The sequence below is a fragment of the Cellulomonas sp. genome, assembly GCF_036279715.1.
GTDB lineage: Bacteria > Actinomycetota > Actinomycetes > Actinomycetales > Cellulomonadaceae > Cellulomonas_A.
Window position 1 is genome coordinate 1 of sequence record NZ_DASUIR010000023.1, and the last position, 11,275, is coordinate 11,275.

Sequence of the window (11,275 nt, forward strand, 5' to 3'; positions counted from 1 at the left end):
CCCCGCCCAACCGAAGTCCCTGACGACGCGCCGCAACGACGCGCACTGAACCGGCCCGTGCCGGCAGGCCTGTGGAGAAGCGCCCGCTGCTGTCAGGCCGGCGCGGCAGACTCCACTCATGACCGCTGACACCCAGCCTGCACCCACCCAGCCTGCACCCACCGAGCCGGCATCCGGCGAGCCTGGCCCGCCCGCTGCCCTGCGCTGCTTCGGTGACGGCGACCCGCTGTACGAGGCCTACCACGACGACGAGTGGGGAGTGGCTGTCCACGGCGACCGTGCGCTGTTCGAGCGCATCGCCCTCGAGGGGTTCCAGTCCGGGCTGTCGTGGATCACGGTGCTGCGCAAGCGCCCGGCGTTCCGTGCGGCGTTCGCGGGCTTCGACCCCGAGCTCGTCGCGCGCTTCGACGAGGCCGACGTCGCGCGTCTGCTGGCCGACGCCGGCATCGTGCGCAACCGCGCGAAGATCGAGGCGACGGTGGCGAACGCCCGGGCGCTCCTGGCGCTCGTCGAGGCGGGTCGTACGCTGGACGCGGTGGTCTGGTCGCACGCACCGGCCGCGCCGGGGCGCGAGCGTCCCGCGTCGTGGGCCGACGTCCCGAGCCAGACCGACGAGTCGAAGGCGCTCGCCCGCGAGCTCAAGAGCCTGGGTTTCCGGTTCATCGGGCCCACGACCGCCTACGCGTCGATGCAGGCGTGCGGTGTGGTCGACGACCACCTGGCTGGCTGCCGGGTCGTGCTGGCACGCTGAGGCCAGGACCGGCGACCGGACGGCCGGATCGCGGGACCCGATCGTCTCGCTGGTTGAGAAGCGTTGCTCAACATCCGGGATGGGACTAGCATCGGCCCACCATCCAGAGCGGTCGAGAGTCCTGGCTCACTGACGCCGCAGCAACCCCCCTCGAGCGAGGGTGTGGGTGCTTCCGCCAGGCCCGATGGAGTTGAACCATGATCTGCTCGGCACCGTGTCCGTGGAGCCCGTCCGGGGTCTCGCCGTGACCGCCACACCCGAGGCGTCGGTCGACGCCCGGACCGAGGCAGCGCCCCGGCACCGGGACGCCCTTGCGCCCATCGACCGCCCGACGGTCTCGTTCGAGCTCTACCCGCCGCGCAACCCCGACGCCGCCCCGAAGCTCTGGGCCACGATCCAGGCGCTGAGCGCCGCCCGCCCGGACTTCGTCTCGGTGACGTACGGCGCGTCGGGCAAGACGCGCGACACGACGCGCGGCCTCGTCCGCCGACTGCTCCGCGAGACGTCCCTCAACCCGATCGCGCACCTGACCTGCGTCGGGACCTCGCGCGACGAGGTCACGGCGGTCGTCGAGGAGTTCCTCGACGAGGGTGTGCGGTCGTTCCTCGCGCTGCGCGGCGACCCGCCGGTCCACGAGCCGGACTGGCACCCGCACCCGCAGGGGCTGTCGACCGCCGCCGAGCTCGTCGAGCTGCTCCGCGAGATCGAGGCGCGCCGCTGCTCCACAAGCCCGGCGCAGAAGGTCCGCGCGACGGTCCGGCCGCTCTCGATCGCCGTCGCGGCGTTCCCGCGCGGCAACGCCGGGACGGGGAGCACGCGAGCGCAGGACGTGGCGGCACTGCTCGCCAAGCAGCAGGCCGGCGCGGACTTCGCGATCACGCAGGTCTTCTACGAGGCCTCGGCGTATCTCGAGCTCGTGGCCGAGGCGCGCGCCGCGGGCGTGACCATCCCGATCATCCCGGGCATCATCCCGGCGACCGACCCGGCCCGTCTCGTGCGCGTCGAGGCGCTCACGGGCGTCCCGGTGCCGCGCGACCTGCTCGAGCTGCTCGGCTCGGTGGACGACGAGGTCGAGCGGCACCGCGTCGGGATCCGTGCGAGCGTCGACCTCGTCAACGGCGTCCTCGACGGTGGCGCGCCCGGCGTCCACATCTACACGTTCAACATGCACCACGCCGCACTTGACCTGCTCGAGGGTGCACACCTCGGCGGGGGAGCTCCGACAGCTCCCGACCAGGCCAGCGAGCCGCAGGTCACCGCACCCCAGACCGACCACTCTCCGAGGGGCTGATCATGACCAGCACGACCACCACACCCGCCGTCCCCGAGTTCCCGGCGGGCACGATCCTCGGCTACCCGAGGATCGGACCCCACCGTGAGCTCAAGAAGGCCCTCGAGGCCTTCTGGGCAGGCAAGACGTCGGCCGACGACGTCGAGGCCGTGGCCGCGGACCTGCGCAAGCAGACCCGGGCGCGCCTGGCCGGACTCGGGCTGCGCACCGACGTCCCTGCTATCCCCAGCGCGTTCTCCTTCTACGACCACGTGCTCGACACGACTGCCGTCGTGGGCGCGGTCCCGGCCCGGTTCGCGGACCTGGCCGACGCCGACGGTCGCCTGGACCTCGCGGGCTACTCGACGGTCGCGCGCGGCCGCGGTGACGACCTGCCGCTCGAGATGACCAAGTGGTTCGACACGAACTACCACTACCTGGTCCCCGAGATCGGACCGGAGACGACCTTCCGCTACGCGAGCGACCGCCCCGTGCGCGAGTTCTCCGAGGGCCTCGCGGACGGCGTGCTCACGCGCCCGGTCCTCGTCGGTCCCGTCACGTACCTCGCGCTCGCCAAGCCGACCGAGGGCGCCCCCGAGGGCTTCGAGCCGCTCGACCGGCTCGCGGACCTGCTGCCCGTCTACGTCGACCTGCTGCGCGACCTGGCAGCGGCAGGTGCGACCTGGGTCCAGCTCGACGAGCCCGCGCTCGTCTCGGACTCGCTCACCGTGACCCCCGAGCGCGTGCGCGCCGCGGTCACCGAGGCCTACCGGGTGCTCGCGACCGTGCTGGCCCGCCCCGACCGCCCCGCGATCCTCGTCGCGGCGCCGTACGGCGACCTGGGTGCCGCGCTCGGCGTGCTGGCCGCGACCGACGTCGAGGGCATCGCGCTCGACCTCGTCCGCGGTGCGGCCCCGACCGTCGCGGTCAAGGGCCTCACCTCGAAGGTCGTCGTCGGCGGGGTGATCGACGGTCACAACATCTGGCGCGCGGACCTCGACAAGAAGCTGCAGGTCCTCGAGCAGCTCGAGACGCTCGGTGCGGCCCAGGTCGCGGCCGGCACGTCGACGTCGCTGTTCCACGTCCCGCACACGGTCGAGGACGAGCCCGCGCTCGACCCGACGCTGCGCGGGTGGCTCGCGTTCGCCGACCAGAAGGTCGCGGAGGTCGTCACGCTCGCCGAGGGCCTGACCGAGGGCCGCGAGGCGATCCACGCCGAGCTGCTCGCCGCGAGCGACGCGGTCCGGTCGCGCGCCGCGGCGCCGGGTGTCGTCCGGCCCGAGGTCCGGGAGCGCGTCGCCGCGCTGACCGAGGACGAGTTCCACCGTGGACCGTTCGCCGACCGTCGGTCGGCTCAGACCGCGCGTCTCGCGCTGCCGCCGCTGCCGACGACCACCATCGGCTCGTTCCCGCAGACGCCCGAGATCCGTAAGGCGCGCGCGGCCCACGCGAAGGGTGACCTCACGACCGCGCAGTACGAGGACGAGATGCGCGCCGAGATCCGCCGCGTCGTCGAGCTCCAGGAGGCCATCGGCCTCGACGTGCTCGTCCACGGCGAGCCCGAGCGCAACGACATGGTGCAGTACTTCGCCGAGAACCTCGACGGGTTCGCGGTCACCCAGAACGGCTGGGTGCAGTCCTATGGCTCGCGCTGCACGCGTCCGTCGATCCTGTGGGGCGACGTATCCCGGCCGGCGCCGATCACGGTCGAGTGGACGACGTACACGCAGTCGCTCACGGCCAAGCCGGTCAAGGGCATGCTCACCGGCCCGGTCACGATCCTCGCGTGGTCGTTCGTGCGTGACGACCAGCCGCTCGCGGACACGGCCAACCAGGTCGCGCTCGCCCTGCGCGACGAGATCGAGGACCTCGAGGCTGCCGGGATCGCGGTCGTGCAGGTCGACGAGCCCGCGCTGCGGGAGCTGCTGCCGCTCAAGGCCGCCGACCACGCGGCGTACCTGGACTGGTCGGTCCGGTCGTTCCTGCTCGCGACGTCGGGTGTCCGCCTGGACACCCAGATCCACACGCACCTCTGCTACTCGGAGTTCGGCGAGATCATCGGCGCGATCGACGGCCTCGACGCCGACGTGACGTCGATCGAGGCGGCACGGTCGAAGATGGAGATCATCGGGGACATTGCGGGTGCCGGCTACGCGCGCGGCATCGGCCCGGGCGTCTACGACATCCACTCGCCGCGGGTCCCCACCGAGGGTGAGGTCACCGAGCTGCTGACCGAGGCCGTCCGGTCGATCGATGCGGACCAGCTGTGGGTCAACCCTGACTGCGGGCTCAAGACCCGCCGCTACGAGGAGGTCACCCCGTCGCTCGAGCACATGCTCGCTGCGACGCGGGCGGTCCGCGCGACCCTCTGAGCACCACCCCGGCGTAGAACGACGCCGAGCCCCGGTCGGCCTGGCTCGACCGGGGCTCGCGTGTGCACGGGCTGGATGGCCCGGGCGGGCTCCCACCCGCCCGGGCCACCGGACTCAGCCCGTGGCCGCGCCGCAGCTCACTGCTGAACCGCCGCACGGTACGTCGGAGGGTTCACGCGACGACAGCTAGGCCGTGTGCTCAGCGGTCTGGGTGATCGTCGCGGGCTGGCTGCCGTGCTGGACCTCGATCTTGCGCGGCTTGGCATCCTCGGAGACCGGGATGCTGAGCGTCAGCACGCCGTCGGTGTACGTCGCGTCGATCTTGTCGAGAGCCATGCCGCGGCCCACGGTGATCTGACGGACGTACGAGCCGGTCGCGCGTTCGCGGAGGTACCACTGCACGTCGTGCTCGACGGGGGACCGCTCGGCACGAAGCGTGAGCGTGCGGTCCTCGACGTTCAGGTCGATCGTGCCGGGGTCGACACCTGGCAGGTCGACGTGCAGGACGTAGTGGTCACCGGAACGGAAGAAGTCCATGGGCATCGTCGCGGCTGCCCGGGCGGACCCGAACATCTCACCGACAAGCCGGTCCATGTCCTGGAATGGGTCGAATCGCGTAGCCACACCCATCACCTCCCTGAAGGTGAGGCACCGGACCGCCCGATGCCTCGGAACGGGCCCGACCTGGATGGCTTGCAGGGTCGGGCGGCTACGCCTTCATTTTGGCACTCGACGAGCGTGAGTGCCAGACCTCAGAGGGCCGTCTGCCGGGCGGCGAGCGCCTCGACGATGCGCACATCGGCGTCCAGCCAGGGGACCGTCATCCAGTGCCCGACGGGCAGCCACTGCACCCGGTCGTGCTCGACGAGCGGCTCCGGGGTGCCGTCCTGGACCTCGACCAGCCAGAGCCGCATCGTGTACGGCTCCGAGAGCAGCCAGGCCCCGTCGTCCGGCCCGACGAGCTCCGGGCCCAGCACGACACGGATGCCGAGCTCCTCACGGATCTCGCGGTGCAGCGCCTCCTCGGGGGACTCGCCGTCGTCGACCTTCCCGCCGGGGAACTCCCAGCGCCCCGCGAGGCTTGCCGGCACGGCCCGCCGAGCCGCCAGGAGCTCACGCGGGTCGTCGAGGTCGTCGACGATGGCGGCGGCCACGACGAGCACGGGTGGGTTCATGGAGCGAGTCTGTCAGCCCGACGGCTCAGCCGAGGGCACCCACGGCCAGCAACCCGCCGAGGCTGACGGTCATCGCGATCGTCGTCGCGACGCCGCCGAGCAGGACTGCCCGCCCGCCCGAGCGGGCCAGCCGCGCGACGTGCACCTGGGTGCCGAGCCCGACCATCGCCGCTCCGAGCGCGAGGGTCGTGGCTCCGTGCACGGCGGGGACGACGACGTCGGGCACCGCCCCGACCGTGCGGACGGCGACCGCGACGAGGAATCCGACGACGAACAGCGGGACGATCGGTACGCGCGCGCCGCTCGAGCGGGCGCCCGCGCGACGCCGGACCACGCCGACCGCCGTCACGAGCGGGGCGAGGAGGACGACCCGGGCCAGCTTGGCGACGACGGCGACCGAGAGCGCGGCCGCGGAGACCGCACCGGCCGCCGCGACGACCTGGGCCACCTCGTGGACCGACATCCCGGCCCACAGGCCGGCGGTGCGGTCGCTCAGACCCGCCGCCCGGGCGACCAGGGGGACGACGAGGATCGCGACGCTGCCGTAGAGCGTGACGAGCGCGACCGCCGTCGCGACGTCGTCGTCCTCGGCGTCGGCCACCGGACTCATCGCGGCGACAGCGGCCGCCCCGCAGATCGAGAAGCCGGTCGCGACCAGCAGCGTGAGGGTCCGACCGACCCGGAGCCGGCGGCCGAGCCACAGCGTCGCGCTGAAGGTCGTCGCGACGGTGCCGCCGAGCACGGCGAGCTCCGCCGGCCCGAGGGCGAGCACGTCACGCGCGGACAGCTGGAGACCCAGCAGGACGACACCGATCCGGAGCACCCGCCGACCGACCCACGCCAGCCCGGGCTCGAACGACGCCGGGACGACATGCGCCGCGCGGGCGACGACCCCGAGCACGATCGCCGCGAGCAGTGCCGGCGCCGCCGGAAGCGCCACCGTCAGCGCGAGGCATGCGCCGGACACGGCGAGCGCCGCGAGCGCCCCGGGGACCACTGACTGCGCACGGGGGAGGCTGTCCTCGCGCTGCTCGCGCAGCGTCGGTGCAGGCAGGGACAACGCCTCCGCTACCTGTGGGACGGACGGGAGCTCGGCGGGGGCGTGCGGTGGGGACGGGGTCACCTGGACGACTCTGGTCGACCCGCGTCGCCCGCAGAACCCCGACCTCGCTGTCGACCCCTAGCCTGAGGCTATGACCACGGATCCCGTCGCGAGCCGGCGCACACCGCTCGGGGCGCTCGAGCTGCTCGTCGCGATCGAGGCCCATGGCTCGATCACCGCGGCGGCGCACGCCCTCGGCATCGCTCAGCCGTCGCTCAGCGCCGGGCTGAGGCGCCTCGAACGGCAGACCGGGTTGAGCCTGGTCACGCGCTCACCGGCCGGCACGGTGCTGACCGACCTGGGACGACGCGTCGTCGGGCGTGCGCGGGACGTCATCTCCGCGTCGGACGCCTTCGAGGGCGAGGTCGCGGCGCTGCGGTCGGAGCAGGGCGGACGCCTGACCGTCGCGGCCAGCATGACCATCGCGGAGTACCTCGTGCCGCACTGGCTCGCGGCCCGGCCGGCAGGGGCGGCCGTCGTCGACCTCGACGTGGCCAACTCGCGCGACGTCATGGAGGCGGTCCTGCACGGGAGGGCTGACCTGGGGTTCATCGAGGGGCCGGACCTTGCCGAGGGGCTGCGGACCCGGACGATCGGTCATGACACGTTGCTCGTCGTGGCGGCGCCGGGGCACCCGTGGGCCGGGCTCCACCGCGCGGTCGGGGCGCAGGAGCTGGCCGGGGCACCGCTCGTTCTGCGTGAGGCCGGGTCAGGGACCCGCGCGACGCTCGAACGCGCTCTCGAGGCGGCGGGTCATCCGCTGGTCAGCACGCCGGCTCAGCTCGGTTCGACGGCCGCGGTGAAGTCGGTCGTGCAGGGTGGTCGGTCGGTCGCGGTGCTGTCGGCGCTCACGGTCAGGGCCGAGATCGCGGCCGGCACGCTGCACGAGGTCAGGGTCGAGGGTGTCGACCTGCGCCGTGAGCTGCGCATGGTGTGGGCGCGGGGGCGGCAGCCGGCCCCGGCGGCGCGCGAGCTCGCGGCTCTGGTCGTCGGGCTCACGCGCGACGACCAGGCTGCGGGTTCAGGTCAGCGAAAGCCGTTCGCCTCGGCCCAGGCCACGGCCTGAGCACGCGTCGAGACGCCGATCTTGCGGTACACGCTGCGCACCTGGGACTTGACCGTGTTGCGCGTGACGAACAGACGCGTCGCGATCTCCTCGAGGGTGACGTCCTCTGCGAGCTCGGCCAGGACGACCCGCTCGCGGCGGGTCAGGGGCTCGTTGAGCTGAGACGTCTCGCGTGTTGCCTCGAGCATGATCATCGTGTCCTCCGGTGTGCTGCACGGCGCCCGGGTGTAGGGCCCTGCGTGCCGTGGTCGAGCGGCTGTTACTAGAGGAGATCGACCGGTGACGCGAATATGACGCGCTTTTCACCCATCAATCACCCGAGGCAGCTGCCGCGCGAGCTCCGACGGACACAAACGAAGGTAGATGTGCAGGTCAGGGAGATACAGCCAAGATGAGAGGGTGATGAGATTCACCCGTTCGGGCTAATGCCCGTCAGCCCCCGCGGTGGCCGCGTACTCCGCCGGTGACAGCAGGGGTCCGCGGGCCGTGACGGTGACCTTGATCAGCCAGCCGTCGCCGTACGGGTCGGAGTTCACGAGCGCCGGATCATCGACCACGGCGCCGTTGATCTCGGTGACCGTTCCCGAGACGGGGGAGAACAGCTCGGAGACCGACTTGGTCGACTCGATCTCGCCGATGACCGCACCGGCGACGATCTCGTCGCCGACCGCAGGCAGCTCGACGTAGACGATGTCACCGAGCGCGTCGGCGGCGGTCGCGGTGATCCCGACGGTCGCCGGGTCACCGCTGTCGAGCCACTCGTGCTCGGCGGTGTACTGCAGGTTGTCGGGAACGCTGCTCATCAGGTCTCCAGGTCGTGGACGAAAATGGAGCGTGCGCGGCGCGCCACTCCTCCAGGTCTAGCGGGCTCGGCGGTAGAAGGGAAGTCGAACGACGCGCACCGGCTCGCGGCGTCCGCGCACGTCGACCGCCAGGTCCGCCCCGGGTGCGCTCACCTCGGGGGTCACGTAGGCCATCGCGATGGGGTGGCCGAGCGTGGGGGAGGGCGCACCGGAGGTGACGTGCCCGACGACGGGGGCGTCCGCTGCGGTCCCGGTGACGACGTCGTACCCGTGGCGGGCGGCGCGCCGGCCGAGCCCCTCCAGCCCGACGAGCACCCGGGCGGGCTCCGACGTGTGCCGCGCGGCGAGCGCTGCGCGACCGACGAACCGGAGCGGCGACCCGTCGGGCGCGGTCTTCGTGAGGCGGACGACGCGACCCAGGCCTGCGTCGTAGGGGGTCGTCGTGCGGTCGAGCTCGTTGCCGTAGAGAGGCATGCCCGCCTCGAGCCGCAGGCTGTCACGCGCGGAGAGCCCCGCGGGCACGAGCCCGAGGGGGGTCCCGGCAGCGAGCAGGTCGCGCCACAGCTGCACGGCGTGCTCGGCCGGCACGAACATCTCGAAGCCGTCCTCGCCGGTGTACCCGGTGCGCGCGACGAGAGCGGCGATCCCGGCGACCGTCGCGTTCGTCGCGGTGTAGTACCCGAGGCCGATGACAGCCGCCCGGTCGGTGGGTGCGGTGGCCGACGCGACGATCTCCTCGGCGCGCGGACCCTGGACGGCGATGAGCGCGGTCGTGAGCGAGGCGTCGACCATCTGCGCGTCGAACCCGGCCAGCCGCTCGGCGAGGGCCTCGCGCACCACGCGGACGTTCGACGCGTTCGCCACGACGAGGAACGACTCGGGCGCCAGTCGGTAGACGACGAGGTCGTCGAGTACTCCGCCCTCCTCTGTGACGATCATCGTGTAGCGCGCGCGGCCCACGTCGAGCGCGGAGAGGTCGCCGACGAGGGCGTAGTCGAGCGCCGCGGCGGCCTGCGGTCCGGTGATCTCGAGCTCGCCCATGTGAGACAGGTCGAACAGGCCCGCGGCCGTCCGCACGGCCACGTGCTCGGCCAGGTCGCCCGCGTACCGGAGCGGCATCTGCCAGCCGGCGAACGACGTCAGCGTGGCGCCCAGTGCGACGTGCTCGGCGTGCAGCGGGGACAGGATGTCGCTCACGGGAAGGCTCCGATCGGTTGGTGCAGTGGCGGTCATGAGTACGACTCGATCGGCGGGCACGAGCAGACGAGGTGCCGGTCACCGTACGCGCCGTCGATCCGGCGCACGGGCGGCCAGTACTTGTCGGCGCGCAGGCTCGCGAGGGGGAACGCCGCGAGCTCGCGGCCGTACGGCTTGTCCCACGCGTCGGCGGCGACCGAGGCGGCCGTGTGGGGTGCGCCGCGCAGCGGCGACTCCTCGACCGGCCAGCTGCCCGCGGCGACCGCGTCGATCTCGCCGCGGATCGCGACGAGCGCGTCGACGAACCGGTCGAGCTCCGCGAGGTCCTCGCTCTCGGTCGGCTCGATCATGAGCGTCCCGGGCACGGGGAACGACAGCGTCGGGGCGTGGAACCCGTAGTCCATGAGCCGCTTCGCCACGTCCTCGGCGGTCACGCCGGTCTCGGCCGTGATCGGGCGCAGGTCGACGATGCACTCGTGCGCGACGAGCCCGTTCGGTCCCGTGTAGAGGACCGGGTAGGACTCGTGGAGCCGGGCTGCGAGGTAGTTCGCGGCCAGCACGGCCATCTCCGTCGCGCGGCGCAGACCCTCGCCGCCCATGAGGGCCACGTACGCCCAGGAGATCGAGAGGATGCCCGCAGAGCCGAACTGGGCCGCCGTCACGGGCGCTGCGACGCCGGCCGCAGCCGTGCCGCCCGCAGCCACGAGCGGGTCGCCCGGCAGGTACGGGACGAGGTGCGCCCCCACACCGATCGGGCCGACCCCCGGCCCGCCGCCGCCGTGCGGGATGCAGAAGGTCTTGTGCAGGTTGAGGTGCGAGACGTCGCCGCCGAACTCTCCCGGCCGCGCCAGCCCCACGAGCGCGTTGAGGTTCGCGCCGTCGATGTAGACCTGGCCGCCGACCTCGTGGACCAGGCCGCAGACCGTGCGGACGTCGGCCTCGAAGACCCCGTGGGTCGACGGGTAGGTGATCATGATCGCCGCGGTCCGCGGGCCGTGCTCCGCGAGCTTGGCGCGCAGGTCGGCGAGGTCGATCGACCCGTCGTCGGCCGTCGCGACGACGACGACGCGCAGCCCGGCGAGCGCCGCCGACGCCGCGTTCGTGCCGTGGGCCGACGCCGGGATCAGGCAGACGTCCCGGATGGGCGCACCCTCGGCGCGGTTCGCCGCGTGGTACCCGCGGATCGCGAGCAGCCCGGCGAACTCGCCCTGCGACCCCGCGTTGGGCTGGACCGAGACGCCCGCGTAGCCCGTGATCTCCGCGAGCCAGCCCGAGAGGCTCTCGATCAGCTCGGTGTACCCCGCGGCCTGCTCGCGCGGGACGTACGGGTGGATCGAGGCGAACTCGGGCCAGGTCATGGCCTCCATCTCGGCCGTCGCGTTGAGCTTCATGGTGCACGAGCCGAGCGGGATCATCGTGCGGTCGAGCGCGAGGTCCTTGTCGGAGAGCCGGCGGAGGTAGCGCAGCATCGCGGTCTCCGACCGGTACCGGTGGAAGACGGGGTGCGTCAGGAACTCCGACGTGCGCCGCAGCTGCGTC

Annotated in this window: 11 protein-coding genes and 1 riboswitch; of the genes, 4 read left to right on the forward strand and 7 right to left on the reverse strand. The window is 72.7% G+C overall.

Annotated elements, in window-relative coordinates; all coding sequences use genetic code 11:
• Positions 1 to 118 precede the first annotated feature (118 nt).
• The 3 genes from VFW79_RS01810 (at position 119) to metE (ending at position 4,393) form a co-directional block, all read left to right on the forward strand.
• Positions 119 to 751, forward strand: a complete 633-nt coding sequence (locus VFW79_RS01810; protein ID WP_329675604.1) for a DNA-3-methyladenine glycosylase I — start codon at positions 119 to 121, stop codon at positions 749 to 751.
• Between the two features lie 96 nt (positions 752 to 847).
• A riboswitch (SAM riboswitch) is annotated at positions 848 to 942 on the forward strand.
• Positions 943 to 995: 53 nt separating this feature from the next.
• Positions 996 to 2,042: a methylenetetrahydrofolate reductase gene (locus VFW79_RS01815; RefSeq protein WP_414647837.1), complete on the forward strand. Its 1,047-nt coding sequence runs from the start codon at positions 996 to 998 to the stop codon at positions 2,040 to 2,042.
• 2 nt (positions 2,043 to 2,044) lie between these two features.
• On the forward strand, positions 2,045 to 4,393 hold the full coding sequence (metE, locus tag VFW79_RS01820; RefSeq protein ID WP_329675605.1) for a 5-methyltetrahydropteroyltriglutamate--homocysteine S-methyltransferase: 2,349 nt from the start codon (positions 2,045 to 2,047) through the stop codon (positions 4,391 to 4,393).
• Positions 4,394 to 4,579: 186 nt separating this feature from the next.
• On the opposite strand, the gene VFW79_RS01825 is transcribed toward metE, so the two are convergent.
• The 3 genes from VFW79_RS01825 to VFW79_RS01835 form a co-directional block, all read right to left on the reverse strand.
• The gene (locus VFW79_RS01825) at positions 4,580 to 5,017 is read right to left on the reverse strand and encodes an Hsp20/alpha crystallin family protein (protein WP_329675606.1); all 438 of its coding nucleotides are present in this window, start codon (positions 5,015 to 5,017) and stop codon (positions 4,580 to 4,582) included.
• Positions 5,018 to 5,145: 128 nt separating this feature from the next.
• Positions 5,146 to 5,568: a (deoxy)nucleoside triphosphate pyrophosphohydrolase gene (locus tag VFW79_RS01830; RefSeq protein WP_329675607.1), complete on the reverse strand. Its 423-nt coding sequence runs from the start codon at positions 5,566 to 5,568 to the stop codon at positions 5,146 to 5,148.
• A gap of 25 nt (positions 5,569 to 5,593) precedes the next feature.
• The gene (locus VFW79_RS01835; RefSeq protein WP_329675608.1) at positions 5,594 to 6,691 is read right to left on the reverse strand and encodes a YeiH family protein; all 1,098 of its coding nucleotides are present in this window, start codon (positions 6,689 to 6,691) and stop codon (positions 5,594 to 5,596) included.
• 70 nt (positions 6,692 to 6,761) lie between these two features.
• Between VFW79_RS01835 and VFW79_RS01840 the strand changes: the two genes are divergently transcribed.
• Positions 6,762 to 7,736: a LysR family transcriptional regulator gene (locus VFW79_RS01840; RefSeq protein WP_329675609.1), complete on the forward strand. Its 975-nt coding sequence runs from the start codon at positions 6,762 to 6,764 to the stop codon at positions 7,734 to 7,736.
• Here the strand turns inward: VFW79_RS01840 and VFW79_RS01845 are convergent.
• The 4 genes from VFW79_RS01845 to gcvPB all read right to left on the reverse strand — a co-directional run.
• Entirely contained in the window at positions 7,697 to 7,924 is a 228-nt protein-coding gene (locus tag VFW79_RS01845) for a LuxR C-terminal-related transcriptional regulator (protein WP_414647838.1), read from the reverse strand. The two genes, VFW79_RS01840 and VFW79_RS01845, sit on opposite strands and share 40 nt — an antisense overlap.
• A gap of 234 nt (positions 7,925 to 8,158) precedes the next feature.
• Complete coding sequence (gene gcvH / locus VFW79_RS01850; RefSeq protein WP_329675611.1) at positions 8,159 to 8,539, reverse strand: glycine cleavage system protein GcvH; 381 nt, start codon at positions 8,537 to 8,539, stop codon at positions 8,159 to 8,161.
• 57 nt (positions 8,540 to 8,596) lie between these two features.
• Positions 8,597 to 9,772 (reverse strand): glycine cleavage system aminomethyltransferase GcvT, encoded by a 1,176-nt coding sequence (gene gcvT / locus VFW79_RS01855; protein ID WP_329675612.1) that lies wholly within the window; start codon positions 9,770 to 9,772, stop codon positions 8,597 to 8,599.
• On the reverse strand, positions 9,769 to 11,275 hold a 1,507-nt coding region (gene gcvPB, locus VFW79_RS01860), incomplete at its 5' end, for an aminomethyl-transferring glycine dehydrogenase subunit GcvPB (protein WP_329675613.1). The genes gcvT and gcvPB, both read right to left, overlap by 4 nt.